General features: G+C 68.8%; 32 protein-coding genes and 2 tRNA genes. 10 read left to right on the forward strand and 24 right to left on the reverse strand.

Features of this window, described 5'->3' with window-relative positions:
• Positions 1-42: 42 nt before the first annotated feature.
• From ACV7JO_RS07635 to ACV7JO_RS07710, 16 genes are all read right to left on the reverse strand, one after another.
• Positions 43-1389: a cytochrome P450 gene (locus ACV7JO_RS07635; protein WP_470352811.1), complete on the reverse strand. Its 1347-nt coding sequence runs from the start codon at positions 1387-1389 to the stop codon at positions 43-45.
• Between the two features lie 50 nt (positions 1390-1439).
• Positions 1440-1823 (reverse strand): DUF5518 domain-containing protein, encoded by a 384-nt coding sequence (locus tag ACV7JO_RS07640; RefSeq protein ID WP_470352812.1) that lies wholly within the window; start codon positions 1821-1823, stop codon positions 1440-1442.
• A 43-nt stretch (positions 1824-1866) separates the two neighbouring features.
• Complete coding sequence (locus ACV7JO_RS07645) at positions 1867-2241, reverse strand: DUF5518 domain-containing protein (protein WP_470352813.1); 375 nt, start codon at positions 2239-2241, stop codon at positions 1867-1869.
• Between the two features lie 84 nt (positions 2242-2325).
• Positions 2326-3117: a 30S ribosomal protein S2 gene (gene rpsB, locus ACV7JO_RS07650; RefSeq protein ID WP_470352814.1), complete on the reverse strand. Its 792-nt coding sequence runs from the start codon at positions 3115-3117 to the stop codon at positions 2326-2328.
• Positions 3114-4319, reverse strand: coding sequence for a phosphopyruvate hydratase (gene eno / locus ACV7JO_RS07655; RefSeq protein ID WP_470352815.1), 1206 nt, complete (start codon positions 4317-4319; stop codon positions 3114-3116). Before eno ends, rpsB begins: the two co-directional genes overlap by 4 nt.
• Complete coding sequence (locus ACV7JO_RS07660; protein WP_470352816.1) at positions 4316-4495, reverse strand: DNA-directed RNA polymerase subunit K; 180 nt, start codon at positions 4493-4495, stop codon at positions 4316-4318. The genes eno and ACV7JO_RS07660 overlap by 4 nt, the downstream gene beginning before the upstream one ends.
• On the reverse strand, positions 4492-4692 hold the full coding sequence (locus ACV7JO_RS07665) for a DNA-directed RNA polymerase subunit N (protein ID WP_470352817.1): 201 nt from the start codon (positions 4690-4692) through the stop codon (positions 4492-4494). The genes ACV7JO_RS07660 and ACV7JO_RS07665 overlap by 4 nt, the downstream gene beginning before the upstream one ends.
• Positions 4693-4704: 12 nt before the next feature.
• The gene (locus ACV7JO_RS07670; protein WP_470352818.1) at positions 4705-5103 is read right to left on the reverse strand and encodes a 30S ribosomal protein S9; all 399 of its coding nucleotides are present in this window, start codon (positions 5101-5103) and stop codon (positions 4705-4707) included.
• On the reverse strand, positions 5097-5531 hold the full coding sequence (locus ACV7JO_RS07675) for a 50S ribosomal protein L13 (protein WP_470352819.1): 435 nt from the start codon (positions 5529-5531) through the stop codon (positions 5097-5099). The genes ACV7JO_RS07670 and ACV7JO_RS07675 overlap by 7 nt, the downstream gene beginning before the upstream one ends.
• Positions 5528-5878, reverse strand: coding sequence for a 50S ribosomal protein L18e (locus ACV7JO_RS07680; RefSeq protein WP_470352820.1), 351 nt, complete (start codon positions 5876-5878; stop codon positions 5528-5530). Before ACV7JO_RS07680 ends, ACV7JO_RS07675 begins: the two co-directional genes overlap by 4 nt.
• Before the next feature lie 24 nt (positions 5879-5902).
• Positions 5903-5987: transfer RNA gene (locus tag ACV7JO_RS07685), tRNA-Leu, on the reverse strand.
• A 103-nt stretch (positions 5988-6090) separates the two neighbouring features.
• Positions 6091-6870, reverse strand: a complete 780-nt coding sequence (locus tag ACV7JO_RS07690; RefSeq protein WP_470352821.1) for a DNA-directed RNA polymerase subunit D — start codon at positions 6868-6870, stop codon at positions 6091-6093.
• A gap of 3 nt (positions 6871-6873) precedes the next feature.
• Positions 6874-7263 (reverse strand): 30S ribosomal protein S11, encoded by a 390-nt coding sequence (locus ACV7JO_RS07695; protein WP_470352822.1) that lies wholly within the window; start codon positions 7261-7263, stop codon positions 6874-6876.
• Positions 7260-7772 (reverse strand): 30S ribosomal protein S4, encoded by a 513-nt coding sequence (locus tag ACV7JO_RS07700; RefSeq protein WP_470352823.1) that lies wholly within the window; start codon positions 7770-7772, stop codon positions 7260-7262. The genes ACV7JO_RS07695 and ACV7JO_RS07700 overlap by 4 nt, the downstream gene beginning before the upstream one ends.
• Positions 7772-8305: a 30S ribosomal protein S13 gene (locus ACV7JO_RS07705; RefSeq protein ID WP_470352824.1), complete on the reverse strand. Its 534-nt coding sequence runs from the start codon at positions 8303-8305 to the stop codon at positions 7772-7774. The genes ACV7JO_RS07700 and ACV7JO_RS07705 overlap by 1 nt, the downstream gene beginning before the upstream one ends.
• Before the next feature lie 18 nt (positions 8306-8323).
• Positions 8324-8408 (reverse strand) — tRNA-Ser (locus ACV7JO_RS07710).
• Between the two features lie 232 nt (positions 8409-8640).
• Here ACV7JO_RS07710 and ACV7JO_RS07715 point away from each other — a divergent pair.
• The gene (locus tag ACV7JO_RS07715; protein WP_470352825.1) at positions 8641-9699 is read left to right on the forward strand and encodes an Mrp/NBP35 family ATP-binding protein; all 1059 of its coding nucleotides are present in this window, start codon (positions 8641-8643) and stop codon (positions 9697-9699) included.
• 64 nt (positions 9700-9763) lie between these two features.
• Here the strand turns inward: ACV7JO_RS07715 and ACV7JO_RS07720 are convergent, their stop codons facing one another.
• From ACV7JO_RS07720 to cofD, 5 genes are all read right to left on the reverse strand, one after another.
• Positions 9764-9955 carry a 30S ribosomal protein S17e gene (locus ACV7JO_RS07720; RefSeq protein ID WP_470352826.1) on the reverse strand — a complete coding sequence of 64 codons (192 nt, stop codon included), beginning with the start codon at positions 9953-9955 and terminating at the stop codon, positions 9764-9766.
• 129 nt (positions 9956-10084) lie between these two features.
• On the reverse strand, positions 10085-10693 hold the full coding sequence (locus tag ACV7JO_RS07725; protein ID WP_470352827.1) for a DUF447 domain-containing protein: 609 nt from the start codon (positions 10691-10693) through the stop codon (positions 10085-10087).
• Positions 10690-11550 carry a triphosphoribosyl-dephospho-CoA synthase gene (locus tag ACV7JO_RS07730; RefSeq protein ID WP_470352828.1) on the reverse strand — a complete coding sequence of 287 codons (861 nt, stop codon included), beginning with the start codon at positions 11548-11550 and terminating at the stop codon, positions 10690-10692. The genes ACV7JO_RS07725 and ACV7JO_RS07730 overlap by 4 nt, the downstream gene beginning before the upstream one ends.
• On the reverse strand, positions 11523-12269 hold the full coding sequence (locus tag ACV7JO_RS07735; protein WP_470352829.1) for a tRNA-dihydrouridine synthase: 747 nt from the start codon (positions 12267-12269) through the stop codon (positions 11523-11525). The genes ACV7JO_RS07730 and ACV7JO_RS07735 overlap by 28 nt, the downstream gene beginning before the upstream one ends.
• Positions 12269-13261, reverse strand: coding sequence for a 2-phospho-L-lactate transferase (gene cofD, locus ACV7JO_RS07740; RefSeq protein ID WP_470352830.1), 993 nt, complete (start codon positions 13259-13261; stop codon positions 12269-12271). Before cofD ends, ACV7JO_RS07735 begins: the two co-directional genes overlap by 1 nt.
• Positions 13262-13396: 135 nt before the next feature.
• On the opposite strand from cofD, the gene ACV7JO_RS07745 reads away from it, so the two are divergent.
• The 7 genes from ACV7JO_RS07745 (at position 13397) to fen (ending at position 18601) form a co-directional block, all read left to right on the forward strand.
• Positions 13397-13933 (forward strand): protein-tyrosine phosphatase family protein, encoded by a 537-nt coding sequence (locus ACV7JO_RS07745; RefSeq protein WP_470355759.1) that lies wholly within the window; start codon positions 13397-13399, stop codon positions 13931-13933.
• An 83-nt stretch (positions 13934-14016) separates the two neighbouring features.
• Positions 14017-14412, forward strand: a complete 396-nt coding sequence (locus ACV7JO_RS07750; RefSeq protein WP_470352831.1) for a hypothetical protein — start codon at positions 14017-14019, stop codon at positions 14410-14412.
• A gap of 76 nt (positions 14413-14488) precedes the next feature.
• Positions 14489-15712, forward strand: coding sequence for an HD domain-containing protein (locus ACV7JO_RS07755; RefSeq protein ID WP_470352832.1), 1224 nt, complete (start codon positions 14489-14491; stop codon positions 15710-15712).
• A 21-nt stretch (positions 15713-15733) separates the two neighbouring features.
• Positions 15734-16756: an amidohydrolase family protein gene (locus tag ACV7JO_RS07760; RefSeq protein WP_470352833.1), complete on the forward strand. Its 1023-nt coding sequence runs from the start codon at positions 15734-15736 to the stop codon at positions 16754-16756.
• A gap of 67 nt (positions 16757-16823) precedes the next feature.
• Entirely contained in the window at positions 16824-16985 is a 162-nt protein-coding gene (locus ACV7JO_RS07765) for a hypothetical protein (RefSeq protein ID WP_470352834.1), read from the forward strand.
• Between the two features lie 65 nt (positions 16986-17050).
• Positions 17051-17611, forward strand: coding sequence for a GNAT family N-acetyltransferase (locus tag ACV7JO_RS07770; protein ID WP_470352835.1), 561 nt, complete (start codon positions 17051-17053; stop codon positions 17609-17611).
• Positions 17612-17620: 9 nt separating this feature from the next.
• Positions 17621-18601, forward strand: coding sequence for a flap endonuclease-1 (fen, locus tag ACV7JO_RS07775; RefSeq protein WP_470352836.1), 981 nt, complete (start codon positions 17621-17623; stop codon positions 18599-18601).
• A gap of 15 nt (positions 18602-18616) precedes the next feature.
• Here the strand turns inward: fen and ACV7JO_RS07780 are convergent, their stop codons facing one another.
• The 3 genes from ACV7JO_RS07780 to ACV7JO_RS07790 are packed head-to-tail and all read right to left on the reverse strand — an operon-like array spanning position 18617 to position 21767.
• Positions 18617-19759 (reverse strand): ABC transporter ATP-binding protein, encoded by a 1143-nt coding sequence (locus ACV7JO_RS07780; protein WP_470352837.1) that lies wholly within the window; start codon positions 19757-19759, stop codon positions 18617-18619.
• Between the two features lie 11 nt (positions 19760-19770).
• Complete coding sequence (locus ACV7JO_RS07785; RefSeq protein WP_470352838.1) at positions 19771-20700, reverse strand: carbohydrate ABC transporter permease; 930 nt, start codon at positions 20698-20700, stop codon at positions 19771-19773.
• The gene (locus ACV7JO_RS07790; RefSeq protein WP_470352839.1) at positions 20697-21767 is read right to left on the reverse strand and encodes a carbohydrate ABC transporter permease; all 1071 of its coding nucleotides are present in this window, start codon (positions 21765-21767) and stop codon (positions 20697-20699) included. Before ACV7JO_RS07790 ends, ACV7JO_RS07785 begins: the two co-directional genes overlap by 4 nt.
• Positions 21768-22585: 818 nt before the next feature.
• Between ACV7JO_RS07790 and ACV7JO_RS07795 the strand changes: the two genes are divergently transcribed.
• Positions 22586-23992 (forward strand): class II fumarate hydratase, encoded by a 1407-nt coding sequence (locus ACV7JO_RS07795; protein WP_470352840.1) that lies wholly within the window; start codon positions 22586-22588, stop codon positions 23990-23992.
• 504 nt (positions 23993-24496) lie between these two features.
• Entirely contained in the window at positions 24497-25228 is a 732-nt protein-coding gene (locus tag ACV7JO_RS07800) for a DUF4397 domain-containing protein (RefSeq protein WP_470352841.1), read from the forward strand.
• The last annotated feature ends 62 nt before the right edge of the window (positions 25229-25290 follow it).

Here is a 25290-nt window from a genome sequence, read left to right on the forward strand (position 1 = left end):
CCGCCCGTGTGCCCCGAGGGGGTTAGGCGTTTTCGGAGCGTCTCACGCTCGGTCGCGCTCGACGACCCGCATCGACATCTCCTGTCGCGGGTGGGCCGTCAGCGAGGGCAGCAGTTCCAGCGGGGTCTCTCCGAGGAACTCCAGTCGGTACTCCTGTGCCGTCCGCGCGACGATGAGTTGGGCCTCCAACATGGCGAGGTGTTTGCCGATGCAGTGGCGCGGCCCGCCGCCGAAGGGGAAGTACGCAAAGCGGGGCCGCTCGCCGGCTCGGTCGGGCCGCCAGCGGTCCGGGTCGAACGCCTCGGGGTCCTCGTAGAAGCGGTCCGAACGGTGGACGCCCCACTGGGGGAGCATCAGCGTCGTCCCCGCCGGGACGTCGTAGCCGGCGAGGGTCACGTCGCCGGTCGGCTCGCGGAAGACGGTGTACACCGGCGGGTAGAGCCGCATCGCCTCCTGTACGACCCGCTCCAGATACTCCAGTTCGCGGACGTGTTCCATCCCGGGCCGGTCGTCGCCGACGACCGCGTCGAGTTCGGCGTGGAGTTTCCGCTCGGCCGCGGGGTGTTCCGAGAGCAGGAACCACGTGTAAGTCAGCGTCAGCGCCGTCGTGTCGTGGCCGGCCAGCAGCATCGTCATCATCTCGTCGCGCAGTTGCTCGGAGGACTGCCGGCCGTCGTCGCGGGCCCGCAACAGTACGGAGAGGAAGTCCATCGGCCCGTCCGCGTCGGTGCCGACATCGTCCTCGCGGGCGGCGATAATCTCGTCGAGCACCCCGTCCAGCGTCTCGACGGCGGCGTCGAACTCCCCGTCGCCGGGCATCGGCAGCCACTCCGGCGCGGCGAAGCGCAGCGGGTCCGGCTCGAACCGCTGGCCTAGCGGCACCAGTTGCTCCTCGATGGTCCGGACCCGCTCGTCGGAGAGTTCGACGCCCATCATCAGGTCGAGGATGACGTCGAGCGTGGTTCGGGTCATCACCTGCTCGACGTCGACCACGTCGCCGTCCCGCCAGCCGGCGACGCGGTCGGCGGCGTGGCCGGTGATGCGGTCGGTCATCCCCGACAGCCGGCGCATCGAGAACGCGGGGTTCGCCAGTCCCCGCTGGCGCTCCCACGTCTCCCCCTCGCTCAACAGCAGGCCGTCGCCCAGTAGGTCCCCCAAGGCGTCGCCCTGAAAGTCCGGCTTGCGGAAGTCCTCGGCCTCCGAGACCAGAATCCGCTCGATGGCCGTCGGGTCACAGACCATGTAGGTGTCCATCGGCCCCATGTCGAACCGGGCCACGTCGCCGTAGGCCCGTTCCAGCGCCGTGATGAACCGGAACGGGTCGCGCGCGTACGTCCGACTGCTGCCGAACAGCGGTTCCCCTTGCGGGCCGGGTGGCGTCCCTGACATCGACTGCTAGTTGGGCTGGAGACGTTTGAATCGCGTGCCAAACCGCCGCGCTACAGCCACCGGCCGGGGTCGAGGTCCCAGCCGGTGTGGCGGCCGACCCAGACACCGGCGACGCCGCCGACGGCGCTCAGACCGACGGTGTACAGCAGGAACAGCGCGAACACGAGCGCGAGGAAGAGGTCGAAGGCGGGCGAGGCCGGCCCGATGCCGTAGCCGAGCACGGCGCTGGCGAGGTAAACGGTGGGGACGAACAGGACGAGCAGCGGGAGCGCCGCCGCGACGCCGGCCAACGCCCCGACCCACAGCCCCACGGCGTAGCCGCCGCCGCGGCGGTCGGCCGCGACGGCCCCGCCGAGGAGCGAGGAGAAGGGGACGACCGAGAGGACCACCGTCACCAGCCCACCCCACCCGGCGTCGACTAGCGTCTCGCGCATCTCGGTGGAGTGTCTGCCCGGCGCGGTAAATACCTTCCCGGCGTCACCGCCAGAGGTCGGTGTCGTACCGGACGTAGTTGCCGAGCCAGCCGCCGGCGACGCTCAGGCCGACGATGTACGCGAGGCCGAGAAGAGCGGCGGCGAAGACGACGAGGAACCCGACCGCCGCCAGCACGTTCGGGACGCCGGCGAGCAGGAAGCTGACCAGCAATCCGAAGACGGTGGCGAACGCGATGAAGACGACGAGTCCGAGCAGCCCGGCGACGAGGCCGACCCGCAACCCGTCTTCCCGGGAGCCGCCCTCGAGGTATCCGGCGACGGCCCCGCCGAAAAGCGGTGCGAGCGGGACGAACCCGCCCAACAGCGCCGTCGCTGCGGCACCGACGAACGCGTTCCGGAGCGTGTCACCGTCCGCCATCTGGTCCCCGTTGTCGGTCGAGGAGGGTATGTCTTACGTCGTGGCGTCGCTGGTGGAACACGCGGAACGGAAAAACCGAGCGCCTCAGAGGTCGGACTCGAAGTCGTCGAGCCCGTAGGCGGGTTCGGCACCGCGGCGGTCGAGCGTCTCGTTGGCGAGCAGCCAGTAGACGACCGACAGGGCCTTGCGACCCTTGTTGTTCGTGGGCACCACGAGGTCGACGTTCGACGTGGTGTTGTTGGAGTCACACATCGCGATGACCGGGATGCCGACCGTGATGGCCTCCTTGACGGCCTGGGCGTCGCCGATGGGGTCGGTGACGACCACCACGTCGGGTTCGATGTAGCCGTCGTAGTCCGGGTTGGTCAGCGTGCCGGGGATGAACCGGCCCGTCCGGGCGCGCGCCCCGACGGCGTCGGCGAACTTCTCGGCCGGGAATCGGCCGTACTGGCGCGACGACGCCACGAGAATCTGCTCGGGGTCGTAGTTCGCCAGGAAGTCCGCTGCGGTCCGGATGCGCTGGTCGGTCGTCGAGACGTCCAGCACGTACAGCCCGTCGGTCCGGACGCGGTGGATGAACCGCTCCATGTCCTGGGTCTTTTGCTGGGTCCCGATGTGGACGCCTGCGCCGAGGTAGTCCTCGACGGGGATGAGGAGGTCGGCCTCCGACTGCTCGTCGGGCATGACGTCCTCGTCGAGCTGGGGACCGGTCTCCTCGTCCGCGGGTTCTTCGGCCTCGGCCGTCTCCGTGGCGTCGGCGGGCTGTTCGGCTTCCGTTTCGGTCTCTGCGTCGGCGTCGACAGCGTCCTCGTCCTCCGCGGACGGGTCGTAGTCGGACTCCGAGGCGTCGAGACCCTCTTTTTCGTTGCCGCTCATACTGCGTTGTCCTCGATACGGATGAGTTCGTTCAGTTTCGCTGTGCGCTCGCCCCCGACCGCGCCGGTCTTGATGAACGGCGCGGCCGTGGCGACGGCCAGATGGGCGATGGTCGCGTCCTCCGTCTCGCCGCTGCGGTGGGAGACGACCGACTCGTAGCCGTTGTCGCCGGCCAGTTCGATGGCGTCGACGGCGTCGGTGAGCGTACCAATCTGGTTGGGTTTGATGAGGATGCTGTTGGCCGCGCCGGCGTTGATGCCGGCCTGCAGGCGCTCGACGTTGGTGACGAACAGGTCGTCGCCACAGACGAGCGTCTGGTCGCCGACCCGGTCGGTCAGGTCGGCGAAGGCCTCGTAGTCGTCCTCGTCGAGGGGGTCCTCGACGTAGACGAGGTCATACTCCTCGACCTTCCCGGCGATGTAGTCGATCTGCTCCTCGGTGGAGCGGACGCGGTCGCCGTAGACGTAGCCACCCTCCTCGGCGTCGTACAGTTCCGCGCCGGCGACGTCGAGCCCGAACGTGATGGCGAACCCGAAGTCGTCGGCGACCGTCTCGACGGCCTCGGCCATGATTTCGAAGGCCGTGTCGTCGTCGATGGAGGGTGCCCACGCGCCCTCGTCGCCTTTGCCCGAAGGCAGGTCGCGGTCCATGAGGATGTCGTGGACCTCTTGATGGACCGCGGCGTTGGCGAAGACGGCCTCCTCGACGCTGGGCGCGCCGACGGGGGCCGCGAGGAACTCCTGAATGTCGGTTGCGTCCGCGGCGTGTTCGCCGCCGCCGATGATGTTACCCAGCGGCGTCGGGTACTCGTTGCCCCGGAAGGTCCCACCGAGGTGCTGGAACAGGGGCGCGCCCAGCACGTCGGCACCGGCCTTGGCGGCCGCCATCGAGATGGCGACGGCGCTGTTGGCCCCGATGCCGGAGAAGTCGTCCGTGCCGTCGGCGGCGTGCAGCGCCGCGTCGACGTCACGCTGGTTCCCGGCGTGGACCTCGCCGACGAGCCGCGGGACGGCTTCCTCGCGGGCTTTGGCGATGGCCTCGTTGGCCGGGAGCTCGATGGCCTCGTACTCGCCGGTGCTTGCGCCGCTCGGTGCCTTGCCGCGGCCGAAGCCCCCGCTCTCGGTGAGGACGTCGGCCTCGACGGTCGCGTTGCCACGCGAGTCGAGGACGCGGCGGAGTCGGACGTCGGTGATGCGTGTCACTTGTGGTCACCTCGCTTGACAGTGAAGGGCAGGACGCCAGCGTCGTACTCCTCGGCCGCGATGAGGATGGGCTGGGTCTGCTCCGTGTCGATGAGCACCGGCGCGCCGTGGGCCAGCTGCAGCGCTCGCGCGCCGAGTTTGCGGGCCTTCTCGTAGCGGCTCTCTTGTGTGCTCATTGGTAGGGTGAGACGATGTCGACGAGGTCCTTGTGCGAGACGAGCATCCGGCGACAGCAGTGTCGCTCGACGCCGAGCTCGTCGAGGACCTTCTCCGGGTCCTCGGGCTCGTCGGCCTCGCGGGTGCGGGCCTTGAACTCCTCCCAGTGCTCGCCGACGACGTTGCCGCAGGTGAAACACCGGACCGGTACCATCATAGCTCTCTCACCTCAGCGGTAGGACTTCTGGTAGCGGGCCCGAGCGCCGGGGCCGCCCCACTTCTTCGGTTCGGACTGGCGAACGTCGTTGACCAGCAGCGAGCGGTCGAACTCCATGAACGCGTCGCGTAGCTCCGCGTCGTTCGTGAAGTCCACGAGGCCGCGGGCGATGGCGGTGCGGGCCGCGTCGGCCTGCCCCATGACGCCCCCGCCCTCGACGCTGACTTCCACGTCGATGTCGTCGCGGAGGTCGGCCTCCGCGATGCGGAACGGCTCCAGCATCTTCAGCTGGGCCAGTTCCGGTTCGACCAGTTCGACGGGCTGGGAGTCGATGCGCACGCGCCCTTCGCCCTCGTGGATAGTGGCGCGGGCGACGGCGGTCTTCTTCTTGCCAGACGTGTTCGTTACCATGTCTTGTTCGCTCCGAGGTGCTCGCTGATTTCGTCCAGCGTGACGAACTTGATGTTCGACAGTCGGTCGAGCGACGTGCCCTCCAGAACCTCCGCCTCGTCGTAGGGGTTCCCGACGTAGACGCGGATGTTCTCGAAGGCCTCGCGGCCACGGGACTTCTTGTGGGGCAGCATGCCGCGGATGGCACGCTTGACGATGCCGTCGGGCCGCTTGGGGTAGAAGTACCCGTTGTCGTTCCCGATGTCGACGCGCTTCTTGTACTTGGCCTTGACCTGCTCGTCGCGGCCGGTGATGACGGCCCGCTCGGCGTTGACCACGGCGACCGTCTCGCCGTCGAGAGCCTTCTCGGCGACCTCGGAGGCGACACGGCCCATGATGCAGTCGCGGGCGTCGACGACGACGTCGGCGTCTATCTCTGCGACGCTCATCGAATCACCCGTACGTGGGAGCCGTCCGGATTGTTCTCGATTGCCTGTTCTAGCGATACAGTCTCTCCGACCTGTTCTATCTTCGTCTCGGCGGTGCCGGAGAAGTCGACGGCGGCGACGGTGACGTCCTTCTGCAGGACGCCGGAACCGAGCACCTTGCCGGGTACGACCACGGTCTCGTCCTCCTCGGCGTACCGCTCGATGCGGCCGAGGTTGACTTCCGCGTGGGTGCGCCGGGGCTTTTCCAGCCGCTCGGCGACGTCGCCCCAGACGTTGCCGCCCGCGTCGCGGGCGGCCGACTTCAGGTCGGCGATGAGACTACTGAGTCTCGGGTTCGTCTTGCTCATAGCGTTCCTCCTTTGTAGGAAAAGTGCAGGGAGCAGGATTTGAACCTGCGGACCCCTACGGGACAGCGCCCTGAACGCTGCGCCGTTGGCCAAACTTGGCTATCCCTGCTCGCGTTGTGTCGTTTTCCGTGCCCCGTAAAACCCCTTTCGGTCCTCGCGCTCGGGGGGCGGGCGGTCATCGGTGCCGGATGGGTGTTTCGGGGCATCTGTCGTTACAGTTGAACCGCGTCTTTCAGCTCGCTCGCGCGCGACCGCAGCGTCTCGATGGCGCGCAGGACCAGTTCGTCGGCCGTGACCGAACCGTCGGTCTCGACGTGGAACACGAAGGCGTTCGCCACGTCCGTGACCTCGACCTCCTTGCCGGGGTAGCGCTGGCTGAGGTCGTTGTCGAAGGTCTCGGTCGGGACGAGGTCGCCGTCCGCCGCGTCGCCGACCGCGTGGTCGGCCGCCTGCTCCTCGATGACGCCACGGAGAATCCGGGGCTCCTCGTCCTCGAACTCGCCGCGGTCGCCGACGACCTCCACGCGCTGGAGGTGTCGGTAGCCGACGCCCACGCCGCCCTGATGTTTGGCGTGTTCTTTCCCCGTATCGAGGACGGCGTCGGCCTCGACTTCGAGGCGCTGGCCCTCCTTCAGGTCGATGATGGGGATGTTGTCGTCGGCGGGTTCGACCATCGGGTCCGAGGCGACGAGGTCGCCCGAGTAGGCCGTTTCCGGGCCGTCGACCGAGAGCGACAGCGTGACCTCGTCGCCGACCTCGAAGTCGTCGAGGTCGGTCGTGAGCGGGACCAGCCCCAATCGGAGGCCGATCTGCTCGTTGAACATCACGCTGGTGTTCTCGATGACGCGGACAGTGTCGACGCTGAACGTCGGCACGTCGGCGACCATCGCCCGGCGGATGCCGTTGGCGAACGCGGGCGTGATGCCCCGGACGAGCACGCGTGCCTCGCGTTCGTCGCGGTCGACGAACTCAACCTCGTAGTCCTGTGTCATGTGTTAGAACCCGGAGTTCTTGGGTGCGCGGGTGCCGTCGTGGGGCGTCGGCGTGACGTCCTCGATACGGCCGATTTCGAGCCCGGCACGGGCCAGCGCGCGAATCGTCGCCTGCGCGCCCGGCCCGGGCGAGGTCTGCTGATTGCCGCCGGGGCCGCGGACGCGGACGTCGACGCCTTCGACGCCGCGGTCCTTGGCCTTCTCCGCGACGACCTCGGCCATCTGCATGGCGGCGTACGGCGACGCCTCGTCGCGGTTCTGCTTGACGACCGTCCCGCCGGAGCTCTTGGCGAGCGTCTCCGCGCCAGTCTGGTCGGTGATGGTGATGATGGTGTTGTTGAACGATGCGTGCACGTGGGCGATGCCCCAGATGTCGTCTACTTCCTCGCTCATTCTTGGGCCTCCGCGCGTTCGGGGTGCAGTTCGTCCGACAGCGAGCTGTTCTCGTCGAAGCCGACGGTGCCGCCGACGGCGTCCTCGACCTTCATCGACGGGCGCGTGACGCGCTGGCCGTCGAGTTCGATGTGGCCGTGGACGATGAACTGCCGGGCCTGCTCGGGCGTGTTCGCGTAGCCCTTGCGGTAGACGACCGTCTGGAGACGGCGCTCCAGTACGTCGGTCACGTCCAGCGACAGGACGTCGTCGAGCGTGTCCTGCTCGTTGAGGATGCCGTAGCGCTTGAGACGGGCGAGGAACTCGTCGGCCTCGTCCGTGTCGGCGGTCTGGCCGAGCAGCTTCCGGGCCTCGCGGCGGTAGCCACGAAGCTCGGACTGGGCGCGCCAGAGCTCTTCCTTGTTCTTCAGGCCGTAGCGGCCGAGCAGGTTGCTCTCGTCGGCGATTCGCTCGCCTTGGAACGGGTGGTTCGGCGTCTCGTAGAACTTGGTGTTAGAGCCGAGTGCCATTATTCGTCATCCTCCGCGGCGGCCTCCTCGGCCTGCTCTTCCTTGATCGCCTCGACGTTGACGCCGATGGTCCCCTCGGTACGACCCGTGGACTTCGTCCGCTGGCCGCGGACCTTCTGGCCGCGCTTGTGGCGGACACCGCGGTAGGAGTCGATCATCTTCATGCGGTTGATGTCCTGCCGGCGGGTGAGTTGGAGGTCGTTGCCGGTCTCGTGAGTGGTCTCACCGGAGAAGTAGTCCTTCTGGTGGTTCGCCATCCACTCGGGCACCTCGTCGGCGAAGTTCTCGACGTGCTCGACGACGTTGTCGATGACGTCGTCGTCGAGTTTGCCGAAGACCGCGCGGCGGTCCACATCTGCCTGCTGGGTGATGATGCGGGCGGCGCGGTGGCCGATACCGTTCAGTTCTGTCAGTGCTCGCTCGACGGACTTCGTGCCGTCGAGGTCGGTCTGTCCGATACGGACGAAGTAGCGGATGTCCTCCTCTTCTTCGGCATCCGCGTCGTCGCCCGCGTTGGGGTCTTCTGCACTCATGTGTGGTTGTGGGGTGAGCGTCGTGGCGGGGATTCGAACCCCGGAGGCTGTACGCCACAGAGTTAGCAACCCTGCGCCTTGGGCCAGGCTTGGCTACCACGACACGCGTTCTGTTGATACTCGCGCCCGCAGCACGCGGACTCGGGGGCGGGTCCCCCTACACGAGTCTGTTCGTCAGTATTCCGGGGTCGTATTTAAACGCAACGGAAGGGTCGCCCCGCGTGACGCGTGTGCATACCGCCACAGAGCGGCGAGAGCGGCGGGGCCGGACGGCCGCCGACCCGTCTCCCCGCGGGTCACAATCCTTATCGCCGTTCCCGGGCCTACGCCGTGGCATGGACGAGGACGACGTACGCGCGCGACTCGAGGCCGTCGAGGACCCGGACCTCGGGGACGACATCGTCTCGCTGGGGCTGGTAAACAGCGTCGAGGTGACGGACGACGAGATACGCATCGACCTCGCGCTCGGTGCGCCCTACTCGCCGACGGAGACGGCGATGGCGAACGAGGTCCGCGAGGCGCTCGCGGACCTCGACCGCGCGGTCGACCTCTCGGCCAGCGTCGACCGCGGCGTCACGACCGACGAGGACCCGCTTCCGAAGGTCAAGAACATCATCGCCGTCGCCTCCGGGAAAGGCGGCGTCGGCAAGTCCACCGTCGCGGTCAACCTCGCGGCCGGGCTGGCCCAACTGGGCGCGCGTGTCGGCCTGTTCGACGCCGACGTGTACGGCCCGAACGTCCCGCGGATGCTCGGCGCGGACGAACAGCCCCGGGCGACCGAGGACGAGGAGATCGTCCCGGTCGAGAAGTACGGGATGAAGCTGATGAGCATGGACTTCCTCGTCGGCGACGACGACCCGGTCATCTTCCGCGGGCCGATGGTCGACAACGTCCTCACCCAACTGTGGGAGGACGTACTCTGGGGCGGGCTGGACTACATGGTCGTCGACCTGCCGCCGGGGACCGGCGACACGCAACTGACGATGCTCCAGCGGGTGCCCGTCTCGGGCGCGGTCATCGTCACCACGCCTCAGCAGGTCGCGCTGGACGACGCCCGCAAGGGCCTGCGGATGTTCGGCCGCCACGAGACGCCGGTGCTGGGCATCGTCGAGAACATGTCGACGTTCGTCTGCCCGGACTGCGGGGGCGAACACGACATCTTCGGCAGCGGCGGCGGCCGCGAGTTCGCCGAGGAGACGGAGATGCCGTTCCTCGGCGAAGTTCCGCTCGACCCGGCGGTCCGGGAGGGCGGCGACAGCGGCGAACCGCTCGTGTTAGACGAGGACAGCGAGGTCGGCGCGGCGTTCCGGGACATCGCCGCCAACGCGGCGAACATGCAGGGCATCGTCCACCGGAACCGCCAGTCCGGCAGCGGAGCCGAACCGGAGCCCTGAGCCCGGCGGGCCCCGGGAGACCGGTCGCTCGCGGAGCGAGAGCGCAGAGAGAGAAAGACCGGGGTTACGCTTCGACGGCGTTGTTCCGCTTGCGCGTGACGTAGCCGGCGATGCGGTTGCGAACGCCCTTGGACTCGATGTTGGTCACTTCGTCGACGACGTCCTTGTTGTGCTCGAAGTCGCCACCGAACGCGTCGGGGTATCGCTCCAGCAGCAGTTTCCCTGTCTTCTTGACGTAGGCGGGCTTGATTGCCATACGAGAGTGTTTTCCGGTCGCGCTCAAAAAGGGTTCGACTTCGGAATCGGGCGCGAACCGTTGGCAGGGGCGGTCTCGCCGTCGCGCGGTCGGCGGCCCGGTCACGCGCCGCTGGGGCCGGTGCCGCCCTCACCACTCGGCGTCGACCAGTTCGCGGACTCGCTCGAAGGCGGCCCGCTCGCGCTCGCTGCCGGCCGTCTCGACGACGGACTCGAAGTACGACAGCCGGTCCAGCAACGCCGCGGTGTCGTAGGCCGGCACGTCCAGCCGCGAGGCCGCGACGGTGGCCTCGACGACGGCGGCGTGGCCCCGGTCGGTCGTCGGGACGACGCGGCGCTCGACCGCCGCCTCCTCGGGCCGAAGCGCCCACTCGACCCGCTGGGTCCCTCCGTCCGTGTCGCGGTCGAGTCGCTCGACGGACACCCGGACCCACGCGTCGGCGCTGTCGAGTACCGGCGTGTCGGCCTCGCGTATCGACAGCGCCGCCTCGACGAAGTCGACGGGGTCCCGCGTGAACTGGACGTACCCCGTGGCGCGCTCGCGGAAGTTGCGCCACGTCCGGGTCCGTCCCCACGTCGTCGCCGTGACGGGGCCGTCGTCGGGTTCCCGGAGACCGAGCGCCGCGGCGTTCCACCGGTCGTTGGGTCCCAGCGTCGTGACGACGGACTCGGTGACGCCACCGAGGGCGACCGGCCAGTCGGCCCCGTCGCCGGCCGGCCCGGAGGCGTCGCCGCTCACACCGTCAGCCCCCGTTCGAGCGCGACGAACAGCGCGCCGGCGGTGAGGTCCGCCGTCGTCCCGGGGTTCACGTCCCGGGCGACCAGTTCCGCGGCGAGGTCGGCCGCGCGCTCCTCGCCGTCGAGTACCGCCTGTGCCCGTCGCCGGACTTCTTCGGCCGTCTCGCGGTCGTTGCGCGTGACGACGAACGTGTCCGGTTCGTCGGCCAGCAGTTCGAGAAAGGCCCGCGAGGCCCGGTCGGCCACGGGACCGTCCCCGTCGAGAACCGCGTCGGCGGCCCCGAACACCCGCGGGAACCCGTCGACCCACTCGGCGGCGACGCCGTCCACGTCGGCGCTGCGGGCCATCACGTCTGCGAGGGAGAGCCCGCGCTCTTCGAGGGCCGGCACGGCATCGCTCCCGCGGCGCACGTCCAGCGGCTCCATCCCCTCGGGCGGGTCGTCGACGGCCACGTCGACGTGGTCGAACGCCCGGTAGAAGTCGGCCGCGTCGGCGACGCCAGTCCCGGCGACGACCGACGCGACCCCGTCGGGCGAGAGGTCGCCCGCGGCGGCCGCGGCGACCAGCGGCGTCAGCGTGAGCAGCGCGCCGAACTGCGTGTTGCCGGCCGACTGGGTCGCCATGCCGGCGACGCCCCGCTCGAAGGCCCGGCCGACCCGCTCGCCGTCGGCGGCCAGCGAGAGGCCGCGGCGCGCGCCGACCGCGCCGGCCATGAAGTGCTCGAAGCGCAGGTCGTCGTACTCGCGTTCCCGGTCGACGTTGCCCGGTTTGGGCGTGCCGGTCACCTCCAAGAGCAACGCGAGTTGGGCGTTCTCCGCGACGGAACGGCTCACGCCGACGCCACCTCCGCGAACCACGCGTCGGTCGCCTCGCGCACGCGTTCGAGGACCGCCGGGTCGTCGCTGGGCCGCCCGACGCTGACCGCGTCGGCCCCGTGGTCGAGGTACTCCCGGACCGTCTCGCGGCCGCGGACGCCGTTGTTGGCGACCACGAACAGGTCCGCGGCGTCGACCACGTCGCCGACGACCGCCTCGGAGTCCATCGCGTCGACGTGTAGCATCGCGGCCCCGGCGTCGGCGACGGCGCGGGCGACCGCCGGGAGGTCGACGCCGTCGACTTCGGCCCGGACCTTGACAGACACCGGCGCGCCGGCCTCGGCCGCCGCCGCGACCTGCTCGCGGAGGCGGTCAGGGTCCCGGAGCAGCGACTCGCCGGCCCCGGCGGCGCACATCTCGGCCTGCCGGCAGTGGGCGTTGAGTTCGAGGACGGCCCCGTGGTCGGCACACGCCGCCGCGGCGCGGGCCACCGGCGCGGTGCCGGCGCTACGGACGTTGACCGCCGGCCGGAGCGGCGCGTCCGCGAGCGCGGCCAGTTGCGCGTCAACGAACGCGACGGGGTCGTCGGGCAGGAACTCCGAGCGGTCGCGGGCGACTATCTCGCGGGCGGCGTCGCGGGTCGGTCCGTCGAGCGCGACGCCGCCGAGGACGGCACAGCCGACATGGTCGGCGGCCGCGCGGGCCCACGCCGCGTCGGACGCGCCGCTGAGACTCGCCAGCGCCACCCGCGGCGCGAACATCAGGCCACCTCCGTCAGCGCCTCGTCGACGGCGCGGGCCACTCTGGCGGCGTCGGCCGCGTCGTCGAGCGTCGTGTCGGTGCGGACGACCGGGCGGTCGAGTTCGGTCCCGTCGGCCGTATCGAGGACGAAGGCGTCGGCGAAGGGGTAGGCCGCGGCGACGCCGGCCGTGCTGGGGTCGTCGCCGACACCCGCCATCAGGTCGGCCGCGGGCCCAGAGAACACCCGGTCCTCGACGAACGGCGAGACGGCGACGGCCGGCGTCTCCCGCAGGGCCGCGGCGACGCCGTCGACGGCCAGCATCGGTCCGATAGACGTGACGGGGTTCGAGGGACCGACCACCACCGGCTCCGAGAGCGCCGCAAGCACCGCGTCGGTAGCCTCCGCCTGCGCCGCGCCGCGGTACTCCACGTCGACCACCTCGGGGTCGCCGCCGCGGCCGACCCACCACTCCTGAAAGTGCATCGGCCCGTCGGGGGTGTGGACGATGGTCGCCACGGGGTCGTCGCTCATCGGCAGCACCGTCCGGTCGAGGCCGAAGGCGTCGGCGAGCGTCCGCGTGACCTCTGTCAGCGAGCGGCCCGCGTCGAGCAGCGAGGTCCGCATGACGTGGACCGCGCGGTCCCGGTCACCGATGTGCATGAACTCCGCGACCCCGGAGAAGCGACGCCAGCGGGCGATATCCCGACCGGCGGTCTGGGCGTCGTCGGGGAGGTACCGCGGGCCGTCGGCCAGTCCGGCGGCGTCGGCGAGTCGGCGGAGTTCGGCGTGGGTCTCGGCGGTGTCGTCGGCGAGTCCCCACCACGTCTCGCGGTCGAGTTCGCCGCCGCCGAGAAACAACAGCGTGTCGAGGTCCGGACAGACGAGGTGTCCACCCAGTTCCACGTCGTCGCCCGTGTTGGCGACGACCGTCGTCGTCTCGGGCGGGAACACGTCGTCGGCACCGGCGAGTAGCTTCGGCGTCCCGGTGCCCCCGGCGAGGAACGTCACCATACGCCGACGTAGGGGGGAGGGGCGGTATAAACGTGGCCCTGTCGACCCCAGTCGCCATCCGGTGGAGAATCACTGCTGAGAACTGAGCGGACACACCTAAGTCCGTGCGAACGTTCCGCTCAGCTAATGGGTGTCATGCGCACGTCGAACGCACACCGATTCGCCCCCGCTGCCCCCGACGAAACGTACGTCTACGGGGCGTGCTCGCCGAGTTGGCACTCGGTGGCGCGCCACGACGAGGCCCTCGACGACTGGCTGGCGTTCGTACAGGACGAAGGCATCGAACGGGTCTGCTGTCTCCTGCCGGGCCGCCAACTCGACGCCGCCGGTTCGAACCTCGACCGCTACCGCGAGACGTTCGGAGCCGAGCGCGTCCTGCACGCGCCGGTCCCCGACCACCACCTCGTCCCCGAACAGCGCCTCCAAGAGGAGATTCTGCCGTTCCTCGTGACGGCCCGCGCCGACGAGGAGCCGGTGGTCGTCCACTGTCTGGCCGGCCTCGGTCGCACCGGGCAGGTACTCGCGGCGTGGCTCGTCTACAACCGCGACTACGGCCCGGAACGCGCCGTCGAGACCGTCTCCGAGATGGGCCGTGAGCCACGCGACGCCGTCGAGGCCGGCAACGCGACGGCAGCGGACCTGCTCGAACGGCTCGGCTCGGCCCGTCGCTGACCCCGGCGCTCGCTCGGCTCTCGTCGAACACCAACACTGTTAGGTACTCCTGACATTTCCAGTGCCGCTCTACGACACTGTGTATGTCAGGCACCATCGGTTCACTCCCGAATCCGGACGAGTACGAGTGGGACTTCGAGACGCGCGACGGCGTCGGTATCTGGTACATGAAGGGCTGGCAGGGTTTCGCCGACGAGGCCCTCGAAGCGGCCAGCGACCACTACCGGGAACGGGGGAGCCGCGACGACATCACCGCGACGCTTGCGGTGTTCGGCGACGAGACGAATCTCCCCCGCGACACGCAGGAGTACATGGGCGAGGCGTGGTCGGACAACGGCGAGTACACGGGCGTCGACAGAATCGGGTTCGTCGCCGACGGCACCACGGCGATGGCGGTCAAGGCGAGAGTGGACGTTCCCGGTGCCGAAGTCGAGAGCTTCAGCGACGTTGACGCGGCCGTCGAGTGGGCTCGGAACTGACGCCGCCGGCTCCGAACACCGCCACGACGGGCGACCGGCCGAATCGTTTTGCCGGGGGCCGTCGTACCCCGACCCGATGACCACCATCAAGGACAGCGTCCACGACCACATCGCGGTCGAGGGCGTCGCCGAGGCCCTGTTGGACACGCCGCCGATCCAGCGGCTCCGCCACGTCACGCAACTGGGGACGGTGACGCTCGTCTACCCCTCGGCCAACCACACCCGGTTCGAGCACTCGCTGGGGGTGTACCACCTCGCCGACCGGGCGCTCTCCCACCTCGGCATCGAGGGCCAGCAGGCCGAGCGGGTCCGGGCGGCGGCGCTGTTGCACGACGTGGGCCACTCGCCGTACAGCCACAACGTCGAGTCGCTGGTCCACCGGGAGACGGGGAAGTACCACGACGACGTGCACGAACTGCTGGGCGAGGGGGCGGTCGCGCGGGTGCTGACCGACCACGGCCTGAACCCCGACCGGGTGGCCGACCTCGTAGCCGGCGACGGCGAACTGGGCCAACTGGTCTCGGGCGAACTCGACGTGGACCGGATGGACTACCTCGTCCGGGACGCCCACCACACCGGCGTCCCCTACGGCACCATCGACCACGAGCGACTGGTCCGGGAACTCCGGTTCGTCGACGGCGACCTCGTGTTGGACGAGGGGAACGTCCAGACCGCCGAGTCGCTCCTGCTGGCGCGGGCGCTGATGAACCCCACCGTCTACGCCCACCACGTCGCCCGCATCGCTAAGTCGACGCTCCGGCGGGCCAGCGAGCGCCTGCTGGCGGCGACCAACTACACCGCCGACGACCTGCGCCGCTGGGACGACAGCGACCTGCTGGTTCGGCTACGCCGCTGTGACGAGACCGCGGAGTACGCCCGGCGACTGAGCGAGCGGGACCTCCACAAGCGCGCGGTGTGGGCCGAGCGGTCGGCGGTCCCCGACGACCTGCTGGCCGCCGACCACCGGGACGTGCGGGCGCTGGAGCACGACATCGCCGAGGCCGCGAGCGTCGACCCCGACGCGGTCATCCTCGACGTGCCCGCGGAGCCGTCGATGACCGAATCCAGCAGCCGCGTCCTCGTCAACGGCGAGGTGCGGCGGCTGGGCGAGCAGTCGACGCTCGTCAACGCCATCCGGGCCGCCCAGCGCGACCAGTGGCGACTCGGCGTCTACGCCCCCGACGGTGAGAGCGAGCGGGTCGGCGAGGCGGCCATCCGCGAACTGGGACTGGACCTCGACGGCGCGCGGGTCCGGGACGTTCGCCCGGGCATCCACGCGACCCTCGACGAGTTTAATTGACCGAGGCGTCCAAACACGACCATGATTCTGGAAGGGACCGTCCTGCGCGGCCGCGAGTTCGACCCCGTCGAGGGCCGCGTGGTCGTCGAGGACGGCGAGATAGTCGACATCGAGGAGACGGCGGCCGCGAGCGACGACATCGTCCTGCCCGCGTTCGTCAACGCCCACACCCACATCGGCGACTCCATCGCCAAGGAGGCCGGCGAGGGACTCTCGCTCGAAGAACTCGTCGCGCCGCCCGACGGGCTGAAACACCGTCTGCTCCGGGAGGCCGACCGCTCTGACCTCGTCGCGGCGATGGCCCGCTCCATCGCCTACATGGCCGAGTCCGGCACCGGCGCGCTCGTGGAGTTCCGCGAGGGCGGCGTCGACGGCGTCGCGGCCATCCGCGAGGCCGTGGCCGCGGCCGACGCCGGCGTCGAGCCGGTGGTACTCGGCCGCGAGACGGTCGACGCCATGTACGAGGCCGACGGGTTCGGAGCCAGCGGAGCCAACGACGGCGAGTTCGGGGCCGAACGGACCGCCACGCGCGAGGCCGGGAAGCTCTTCGGCATCCACGCCGGCGAGGTCGACGCCTCCGACATCAACCCCGCGCTGGACCTCGACCCGGACTTCCTCGTCCACATGGTCCACGCAGAGGACCTCCACCTCGAACGCGTCGCCGACAGCGGGATTCCGGTCGTCTGTTGCCCCCGCTCGAACCTCGTGACTGACGTGGGGCTGCCCCCCATCGAGGCCCTCTCCGAACGGACCACCGTCGCGCTGGGCACGGACAACGTGATGCTCAACGGCCCATCGATGTTCCGCGAGATGGCCTTCACCGCGAAGTACTACGACCTGCCGACCCGCGAGGTGTTGCGGATGGCGACCTGCAACGGCGCAGCCATCGCCGGCCTCGACGGCGGCGTCGTCGAACCCGGCGCGCCGGCCCGCCTGCTCGTCCTCGACGGCGACTCGAACAACCTCGCCGGGGCGCAGGACCCCGTCCGGGCCGTCGTCCGCCGGGCCGAAACCGCCGACGTGAAGCGGGTCGTTCGGCCGTAGCGGGGGTGCGTCCCCGCTCGCACGGGCCGGCAAAACTCTGATACGGGCGGCGGCCGACGCTGCGGGCGTGCCCGACCGCGACCCGAAGCCGAACAACCCGCTGTCCCCGTATTACCCGTCCGAGACTCCCTCCATCCCGGGGAACGGCCGCACGTGGTTCGCCGTGCTGGTGACGCTGCTGTTGCTTTCGGGAACGGCGTACGCGTTCCTACTGCTGCTCGTTCCGTGAGCCGCGGCGGCGCTGGGACGACGCCTCGGCGGTGGATACATCCGACCGGAACCACTGCCGAGCGTATGGAGTTCGCGCTGCTGGGCTGGCCCGCGGACGACCCGCAACTCAGGCTCGACCACGAGCGCTTCGCCTACGCCGGGAAGTTCGTCATGACGACGACCGGGAAGGCTGTCTGTCGGGACGGTGACGCCGTCGTCGCCGCCGCCGCGTTCAGCCCCGACCGGACCGACGGGGCGACGCTCTGCGTGCGCTACGTCACCGTCCGGCAGGACTGGCAGGGCGACCGCCTCGGGCCGCGGCTCCTGCGGTTCGTCCGCGCGCGGGCGGCCGACCGGGGCTTCGACCGCGTCACCATCGGCGTCAACAACCCGTTCTCGTATCAGGCCGCCTACCGGGCCGGCTTCGGCTACACCGGCGAGCGGACCGGGATGGCGGAACTGACGCTGGCGTGGCCCAGCGAGTGCGCCGGCGAGCGGTACCGGGCTGGGCTCGACGCCTTCCGCGAGCGGGACCTCTCGGCGGCCGAGACGCGGTTCCTCGACGACCACGCGGAAGCGGACCCGCCGGCGGTCGTCGACCCGCCGAGCGACCGGTCGGGGGATTCAAACCACACTCGGGCGTAGAGGGGCGCGATGGGAAACGCAGACCTCCGTTCGCTGGCCGCCATCGAGGAGGTGTCTTTCGGCGACCTCGACGGGAGCGTCGTCGCCGTCGACGCCCACAACTGGCTCTATCGCTACCTGACGACCACCGTGAAGTTCACCGCCGACGGGAAGTACACCACCGCCGACGGCGAGGAGGTGGCGAACCTCATCGGCGTCGTGCAGGGTCTCCCGAAGTTCTTCGAGCACGACCTGACGCCGGTGTTCGTCTTCGACGGCGCGGTCACCGACCTCAAGGACGACGAGGTCGAGCAGCGCCGACAGCAACGCGAGCGCTACGAGCGGGAGCTGGAGGAGGCCCGCGAGGCCGGCGACGCGACCCGCGTCGCGAAACTCGACTCCCGAACCCAGCGCCTCACCGACACCATCGTCGAGACGACCCGCGAACTGCTCGGCCTGCTCGACGTGCCGGTCGTCGACGCCCCCGCCGAGGGCGAGGGACAGGCCTCGTACATGGCCCGGCAGGGCGACGTCGACTACGTCGGGACCGAGGACTACGACGCTCTGCTGTTCGGCGCACCGTTGACCCTCCGGCAGCTCACCTCCAGTGGCGACCCGGAGCTGATGGACTTCGCGGCGACGCTGGAACGCCACGACCTGACGTGGGAGCAACTGGTCGACGCGGCCATCCTGATGGGGACCGACTTCAACGAGGGCATCTCGGGCATCGGTCCCAAGACCGCCGTCGCGGAGATATCCGAGCACGGCGACCTCTATGCCGTCCTGAAAGCCCGGGACGAACACGTCGACCACGCCGACCGCATCCGGGACCTCTTTCTCGACCCGGCGGTGACCGACGACTACGCGGTTCCGGACGCGGTCGAACCGGACGTCGACGCCGCTCGCCGGTTCGTCACCGAGAAGTGGGAGGTCGACCCCGAAGAAGTCGCGCGGGGCTTCGAGCGCATCGAGGCGTCGGTGGTCCAGACCGGACTGGACCGCTGGACGTAGACCCGGGCGCGGCGGTCAGGCCGCCGGCTCGACCTTCTCGACGGATTCGAGGCGGCGGTTCCGGATGGCCTCGCCGGTCCGGCTGTCGAAGACGTGGATAGCCTCTTCCGGGAACCGGACGGTGACCGTCTCGCCCGCGTCGACGCTCTGCATCCCGTCGACGGTGGCGGTGAACTTCGACGTCTCGTCGCCGTCGAACAGCAGGTGAACGGTGTTCTCGTTCCCGCGTGGTTCGACCACGTCGACGGTGGCCTCGTACTCGTGTCGCCCGCCGGTGCCCTCGACGACCTCGATGTCCTCGGGCCGGATGCCCAGCGTCAGGTCCGCGGCGTCGCCGAGGTCGGCGGCCGTCGACTCCGAGAGGTCGTAGTCGAAGTAGTCGGCCGCGAGCGTCGCCTCGTCCCGGTCGACGGGGAAGAAGTTCATCGACGGTTCGCCGATGAAGCCGGCGACGAAGAGGTTGTTCGGCTCGTGGTAACACTCCAGCGGCGTCGCGCACTGCTGGAGTTTCCCGTCGTCCAAGATGGCGATGCGGTCGGACATCGTCATCGCCTCCGTCTGGTCGTGGGTGACGTAGACCGTGGTCACGTCGAGGTCCTCTTGGAGATGCTGGAGTTCGGTGCGCATCTCCGCGCGGAGCTTGGCGTCCAAGTTCGCCAGCGGCTCGTCCATCAGGAACACTTCGGGGTCCCGGACGATGGCGCGGCCAAGCGCCACCCGCTGTTGCTGCCCGCCCGAGAGTTCGCCGGGTTTGCGGTCGATGAGGTCGAAGATGCCGAGCATCTTCGTCGACTCCTCGACGCGCTGGGCGATCTCGTCCTCGGACATGTCCGTGGACTGCTCCAGTCCGAACGCCATGTTCTCCCGCACGCTCATGTGCGGGTACAGCGCGTAGGACTGGAACACCATGGCGACGTTGCGCTGTGCCGGGGGCTTGTTGTTGATGAGCCTGCCGCCGAGGCGAATCTCGCCCGACGTGATGCTCTCCAGCCCGGCTATCATCCGCAGCGTCGTCGACTTGCCACAGCCCGAGGGGCCGACGACACACAGGAACTCCCCGTCCTGAATGTCGATGTCGACGTCGTCGACCGCGACGATTTCGCCCTCGTCGTCGTCGTGGAACACCTTCGTTACCGAATCGAGTGTGAGTTGTGCCATTCGTGGTCCTCCTACTCCGCAACACCCTTCGCGAACTGTTCACCGAAGAAGACGTACACGAGCAGGGTCGGCAGCGCCGCGATGATAGCGCCGGCCATCGTGAGCGTGAAGTCCTGCTGGACGCCGCCGGTCAGGCGGACGAGCCGCTGGGTCGCCACCTGCGTGTTCGGGTCGTTGAGCAGGACCAGCGCGAACAGCAGGTCGTTGTACACCTGCGTGAACTGGTAGATGAGCGTCACCGCGAACATCGGCAGCGACAGCGGCAGGATGACGTTCTTGTAGATACTGAAGGCGTTCGCGCCGTCGAGACGCGCCGCCTCGACCATCTCGTCGGAGATGCCCTGATAGTACGACCGGAACAGCAGCGTACAGATGGGAATCCCGTAGGCCGTGTGGGTCACCATCAGCTGGAAGAGCTGGACGCCGCCGCCGCCGGGGTACTGCCAGTTGCCGCCGGTGATGAACCCGAAGACGGTGTTGACGAAGCCGTTGACGATGCCCGGGAAGAACTGGAACCAGAACGTCGTCAGTGGGACCAGCACCGCCTGATACGGGATGAAGATACCGGCGATGATGAGGACGACGATGGCTATCTGCCCGCGCCAGTCGATAGTCGTCAGGCCGTACGCCGCGAGGCTCCCGAACAGCGCCGACAGCGCCGTCGCCGGCACCGCCATCACGATGGAGGTGACGAGGCCGGGCTGGAGCGTGTTCCACGCGTTGAACACCGACCCCAGCGAGAAGTACTCGCTGCCGGGCAGGGGCGGGATGTACGGGGCCGTCGCGGTAAAGCCCTGCTGGGTCTTTATCATCGTCGCCAGCGCCGTCTCCACCGGAACGAGGTAGAAGACGATACCGCCGAGCAGGACGACGTACAGCGCGATACGACTCGGGTCCATCTCCCGCAACGACTCTATCGGGTTCCGTGTGCTCGTGCTCATAGCTCACCTCGCCGGTATTCGCTGTACAGGTACGGTGCGACGACCAGCAGCGCCATCACGAACAGGACGATGGCGATGGCCGACCCGTACGCCCACTCGTTGCCGCCGGTGAACGCCTCCCGGTACATCATCGTCGCCAGGATGTCGAGGTTCGCACCGGGCTGGTCGCCCCGCAGCGCGTAGATGAAGTCGAACGCCTTCAGGGCGAACACCATCAGCACGACGGCCGCCGAGACGGCCGACGCGCGCAGTTGCGGGATGATGACCCGCATGTACATCCGAACCGTCGACGCCCCGTCGACGCGGGCGGCCTCGTAGTGTTCGGTCGGAATCGCGCGCAGGCCGGCGAGGAACACGACCATCGCGTAACCGCTGAACTGCCACAGCAGCGCGAAGATGACCGCGGCCAGCGCCGTCGTGTTCCACGAGAGCCACTGGAGCACCGTCGCGTTGACGGCCGCGGGTTTCAACAGGCTGACGAGCAGCCCTTCGAGGTTGAGCACCCGGAGGAAGTTGTTGAGCACGCCGTTGCTGGCGTTGTACATCCACGCCCACATCGTCGCCGTCACGACGAACGAAAGCGACATCGGCAGGAGATAGATGGTCCGGAACGTGTTCTCGAAGCGGATGTTCTGGTCGATGAGTATGGCGCTGACCAGCCCGATAGCCAGACAGACCAGCGTGAACACCACCAGCAGGACGAGCGTGTTCTGGAACGCCTGCCAGAACGTCGGGTCGCCCGCCATCCGGGTGTACATACTGAAATCGAGGCTGCTGTAGTCCGCGCCCGACAGGGCAAGCCCCTCCCAGTCGGTCAGCGAGATGATGAGGTTCCAGAAAATCGCGCCGTAGACGAAAAAGCCCGCCAACAGGACCGTCGGCACCCAGAACGGGGCCGCCTCGTACATCTCCCAGTCGCCCGGGAGCGATTCGCGCAGCGGTTGCTCGTCGGTCCCGACCGCGGTGCCCCCGTCAGTCGCGACCCGTTCGTCGCCCGGTTCGTCTCTCGTTACCGCTGACCGGAGTGTCCGTCCGGCAGTTCGGAGTCTGTTGAGTATCTCGCGCATGGTTGTGTCAGTCGTACGCGCAGGTGAGTTCGCCGTACACCGGCCGCACGCTCGGTCGCGCCCGCCGCGTCGACGGGGCGAGAGCCTGCCGCCCACCGCATCGCGTCCGGCCCGCGTGCCGTCGGGCTCGGCGCTGGCGCGGCGAGCGCTGTCCGGGACCACCCTCGCCGGTCGCCGGAGTCGCCGCCGCTGTGCCGCTCGCGCCGGTGCGTCGCGGGGTCAGTGCCATCGCCCCGCCTCGCCCGGCCCGCGACCGGCGTCGCCGGTGTACCACTGCCACCCGAGACCGCCCCGGACGGTCCGGTGTCGCCGGACACGCCTGCCGGAGCGGGACCCACCGCCGTCTCGACGGCCGTGTCGGTCACGCCGTCGCCGGACGGGTGCGGAGTCGGGTCGTCAGTCATCGTCGTCACCGTGGAGTCGAACTCATCCTAAGTGGTTTGAGCCGACACTTAACGCTTCCGAATATTCATGCATGACTCTCCGGGCGTGAGGCGTCCGAATTCGGCGTTTTCGGCACTCTGTTGCCGACCGCAATGACGTAGAAATAGTAATAATTGAGTGGATTTACCACAGTCCGGAATTCGGTGCTTTGAGCGTCTTTGGCCGCCGAAAAACGTCGATTTCTCTCGAAGGTTCGCTGAGACAGTATGCCGTTCTGTGAGGTCCGCGTCGCGGCAGCGTTCGCTCCGCTCCACGGACCGTGGTTTCGACTGGAGTTGTACACGGACGATAGTCTACTACGCCGGAGCCACCGTCGGCGCACGCTTTACCGTGTCCACGGGGGTTTTACAGCCGGCGGCTGACCGCTCAGGTGTATGACCGACGAGTTCCGCACCGAACGGGATAGCCTCGGCGAGATGCAGGTTCCGGCCGACGCCTACTGGGGCGCACAGACACAGCGCGCCGTCGAGAACTTCCCAATCAGCGAGGTGACGTTCGGCCGCCGCTTCGTGCGCGCGCTGGGCGTCGTGAAGAAAGCCGCCGCGCAGGCCAACCGCGACCTCGGCACGGTCCCCGAGGACAAGGCCGACTGCATCGTCGAGGCCGCGGACGAGGTCATCGCCGGCGACCACGACGACCAGTTCCCGGTCGACGTATTCCAGACCGGCTCCGGGACCTCCTCGAACATGAACGCCAACGAGGTCATCAGCAACCGCGCGACCGAGCTCTACGGCGGCGAAATCGGCACCCGCGAGATTCACCCCAACGACCACGTCAACTTCGGCCAATCGAGCAACGACGTCGTCCCGACGGCGATGCACGTCGCGGCCCTCGAAGCCGTCGAGAACGACGTGCTCCCCGCGCTGGCGACGCTCCGGGACGCGCTGGCGGCCAAGGAAGAGGAGTTCGACGACGTGGTCAAGACCGGGCGCACGCACCTCCAAGACGCGACGCCGGTGACGCTCGGGCAGGAGTTCTCGGGCTACCGCACCCAAATCGAGAAGGGCGTCACCCGCGTCGAGGGCGTCCGCGACCACCTCTCGGAGCTGGCGCTTGGCGGCACCGCGGTCGGGACGGGGCTGAACACCCACCCCGAGTTCCCCGCGAAGGCCGCTGCGTACATCAGCGAGGAGACCGGCATCGAGTTCCGCGAGGCCGACAACCACTTCGAGGCACAGGCCGCCCACGACGCGATGTCCGAGGCCCACGGTGCCCTGCGGACCGTCGCCGGGTCGCTGAACAAGATAGCCAACGACCTCCGCCTGCTGGCCTCCGGCCCCCGGAACGGGCTCGGCGAACTCGAACAGCCCGAGAACCAGCCCGGCTCGTCCATCATGCCGGGCAAGATAAACCCCGTCGTCGCCGAGGCCGTGAACCAACTCCACAAGCAGGTCGTCGGCAACGACGCCGCCGTCTCCGCCGGGGCCGCCGAGGGCCAGATAGACCTCAACCTCTACAAGCCCGTGCTGGCCTCGAACTTCCTCCAGTCGGCCCGCCTCATCGCCAACGGCTCGGAGGTGTTCGCCGAGAAGTTCGTGGCGAAACTCGAGGCCGAGGCCGACCACTGCGCCGAGCGCGTCCAGCAGAGCATGGCGCTGGCGACGGCGCTCAACCCCGCCATCGGCTACGACAAGGCCAGCAAGGTGGCGAAGAAGGCCCTCGCCGAGGACAAGACCATCCGCGAGGTCGTCCTCGAAGAGGGGTACCTCGACGAGGACGAGGTCGACGAGGTACTCGACCCAGCGAAGATGACCGAGCGCGGCATCCTCGGCGAGGACTGAGACGGACCGCCGGAGCGAGGTCCCGGGGAGCGCCGTCCGGGACCGGCGCTGTCTGAGACGACGCTGCGACGATTCACGTGCGGTCGCCGTGAGTACGGTCCCATCATTCGTCCAGTCTGTGAAGTGGCTGGTCGGGAAGCGTGCGTACCCTCCGCAGAGGGGCATATCAACTCACCGTTATATCCGGGTAACCGTACGATATACAGCGCGCGTACCCTACATCAAACGCGAGTACGACTACGAATGTCACGACTGCGGTATCGCCGGTAACGGAACTACCGACGCCCGTATTTGGCGTTCCGTCTCGACTGACGGCTCGAACCGATACCTGTCCGGGCGGAGGCCCCATCACTTGCCGCGGCGGCGGTCTTCCGGTGACAGATAAGAATCACTTGTTTCCGTTGGCGTAATCTTACTCGCTGCTCGTCAGCGTATAACAAACAGCGTGCCGTTTCAACGCGTTTTTGCATGCTATCAGATAGACCAACAAAGACCGTAGCCATCGTGCTGCTGTCAGTCACGCTTCTCGGGAGTGTCGTGGCGTCCGGGGCCGTCGCCCAGACAGACGACGAGGACTCGTCCTCTCTCAGAGTGATTCACGCGTCGCCGGACGCGCCCGAGGTCGACGTACTGGTGGACGATGAGATCGTCCTCTCGAACGTCTCCTTCGGGACGGTCAGCGACTATCTGACCCTCGACGCCGGGACGTACAACGTCACGATTACCGTGGCCGACGACCCTGACACCGTCGTGTTCGAGGACGAAGTCAGCGTCGAAGCCGGGACGGCAACCACGCTCGCAGCCACCGGCGAGGTCAGCGAAGACGCCGAAACGTCCTTCGAAGCGGTGCGCTACGAAGACAACGCGACGACGCCCGCGGGCAACGAGAGTGCGGTTCGCGTCCTGCATCTCTCCCCGGACGCACCCACGGTCGACGTGACGGCCGCTGACGGAGACGTCGTCCTCGCCGACAACGTGAGCTTCCAAGACGGCTCGGACTACGTGAGCGTGCCCGCCGGTAACTACACCGTCGAGGTGCGGGAGGCGACCGAAGACGACGACGGGCCCGTCGTCACGACCGTCGACGTCTCACTGGAGGACGAGACTTCGTACTCGGCTCTGGCCGTCGGCTACCTGAACCCGGACGACGCGCCGGCTGACACCCCGTTCGAGGTCCTGCTGGCCGAGGACTACGACAACGATTCGACCAACGAATCGGATGGCTCGGACAGCTAGGCCGAACCGCCGCGCTGAATCGGGAGGAAAATAGAGCGGCTACCACCGTCCGCTCTCGTTTC

The organism is Haloarcula sp. MBLA0138 (genome assembly GCF_055632455.1).

What these genes read in the sequence shown, in the direction of transcription:
- ACV7JO_RS07635 (WP_470352811.1), bottom strand. Translation starts at nt 1,389, where the DNA reads ATGTCAGGGACGCCACCCGGCCCGCAAGGGGAACCGCTGTTCGGCAGC.
- ACV7JO_RS07640 (WP_470352812.1), bottom strand. Translation starts at nt 1,823, where the DNA reads ATGCGCGAGACGCTAGTCGACGCCGGGTGGGGTGGGCTGGTGACGGTG.
- ACV7JO_RS07645 (WP_470352813.1), bottom strand. Translation starts at nt 2,241, where the DNA reads ATGGCGGACGGTGACACGCTCCGGAACGCGTTCGTCGGTGCCGCAGCG.
- rpsB (WP_470352814.1), bottom strand. Translation starts at nt 3,117, where the DNA reads ATGAGCGGCAACGAAAAAGAGGGTCTCGACGCCTCGGAGTCCGACTAC.
- ACV7JO_RS07660 (WP_470352816.1), bottom strand. Translation starts at nt 4,495, where the DNA reads ATGAGCACACAAGAGAGCCGCTACGAGAAGGCCCGCAAACTCGGCGCG.
- ACV7JO_RS07665 (WP_470352817.1), bottom strand. Translation starts at nt 4,692, where the DNA reads ATGATGGTACCGGTCCGGTGTTTCACCTGCGGCAACGTCGTCGGCGAG.
- ACV7JO_RS07670 (WP_470352818.1), bottom strand. Translation starts at nt 5,103, where the DNA reads ATGGTAACGAACACGTCTGGCAAGAAGAAGACCGCCGTCGCCCGCGCC.
- ACV7JO_RS07675 (WP_470352819.1), bottom strand. Translation starts at nt 5,531, where the DNA reads ATGAGCGTCGCAGAGATAGACGCCGACGTCGTCGTCGACGCCCGCGAC.
- ACV7JO_RS07680 (WP_470352820.1), bottom strand. Translation starts at nt 5,878, where the DNA reads ATGAGCAAGACGAACCCGAGACTCAGTAGTCTCATCGCCGACCTGAAG.
- ACV7JO_RS07690 (WP_470352821.1), bottom strand. Translation starts at nt 6,870, where the DNA reads ATGACACAGGACTACGAGGTTGAGTTCGTCGACCGCGACGAACGCGAG.
- ACV7JO_RS07695 (WP_470352822.1), bottom strand. Translation starts at nt 7,263, where the DNA reads ATGAGCGAGGAAGTAGACGACATCTGGGGCATCGCCCACGTGCACGCA.
- ACV7JO_RS07700 (WP_470352823.1), bottom strand. Translation starts at nt 7,772, where the DNA reads ATGGCACTCGGCTCTAACACCAAGTTCTACGAGACGCCGAACCACCCG.
- ACV7JO_RS07705 (WP_470352824.1), bottom strand. Translation starts at nt 8,305, where the DNA reads ATGAGTGCAGAAGACCCCAACGCGGGCGACGACGCGGATGCCGAAGAA.
- ACV7JO_RS07715 (WP_470352825.1), top strand. Translation starts at nt 8,641, where the DNA reads ATGGACGAGGACGACGTACGCGCGCGACTCGAGGCCGTCGAGGACCCG.
- ACV7JO_RS07720 (WP_470352826.1), bottom strand. Translation starts at nt 9,955, where the DNA reads ATGGCAATCAAGCCCGCCTACGTCAAGAAGACAGGGAAACTGCTGCTG.
- ACV7JO_RS07735 (WP_470352829.1), bottom strand. Translation starts at nt 12,269, where the DNA reads ATGTTCGCGCCGCGGGTGGCGCTGGCGAGTCTCAGCGGCGCGTCCGAC.
- cofD (WP_470352830.1), bottom strand. Translation starts at nt 13,261, where the DNA reads ATGGTGACGTTCCTCGCCGGGGGCACCGGGACGCCGAAGCTACTCGCC.
- ACV7JO_RS07745 (WP_470355759.1), top strand. Translation starts at nt 13,397, where the DNA reads ATGCGCACGTCGAACGCACACCGATTCGCCCCCGCTGCCCCCGACGAA.
- ACV7JO_RS07750 (WP_470352831.1), top strand. Translation starts at nt 14,017, where the DNA reads ATGTCAGGCACCATCGGTTCACTCCCGAATCCGGACGAGTACGAGTGG.
- ACV7JO_RS07755 (WP_470352832.1), top strand. Translation starts at nt 14,489, where the DNA reads ATGACCACCATCAAGGACAGCGTCCACGACCACATCGCGGTCGAGGGC.
- ACV7JO_RS07760 (WP_470352833.1), top strand. Translation starts at nt 15,734, where the DNA reads ATGATTCTGGAAGGGACCGTCCTGCGCGGCCGCGAGTTCGACCCCGTC.
- ACV7JO_RS07770 (WP_470352835.1), top strand. Translation starts at nt 17,051, where the DNA reads ATGGAGTTCGCGCTGCTGGGCTGGCCCGCGGACGACCCGCAACTCAGG.
- fen (WP_470352836.1), top strand. Translation starts at nt 17,621, where the DNA reads ATGGGAAACGCAGACCTCCGTTCGCTGGCCGCCATCGAGGAGGTGTCT.
- ACV7JO_RS07780 (WP_470352837.1), bottom strand. Translation starts at nt 19,759, where the DNA reads ATGGCACAACTCACACTCGATTCGGTAACGAAGGTGTTCCACGACGAC.
- ACV7JO_RS07785 (WP_470352838.1), bottom strand. Translation starts at nt 20,700, where the DNA reads ATGAGCACGAGCACACGGAACCCGATAGAGTCGTTGCGGGAGATGGAC.
- ACV7JO_RS07790 (WP_470352839.1), bottom strand. Translation starts at nt 21,767, where the DNA reads ATGCGCGAGATACTCAACAGACTCCGAACTGCCGGACGGACACTCCGG.
- ACV7JO_RS07795 (WP_470352840.1), top strand. Translation starts at nt 22,586, where the DNA reads ATGACCGACGAGTTCCGCACCGAACGGGATAGCCTCGGCGAGATGCAG.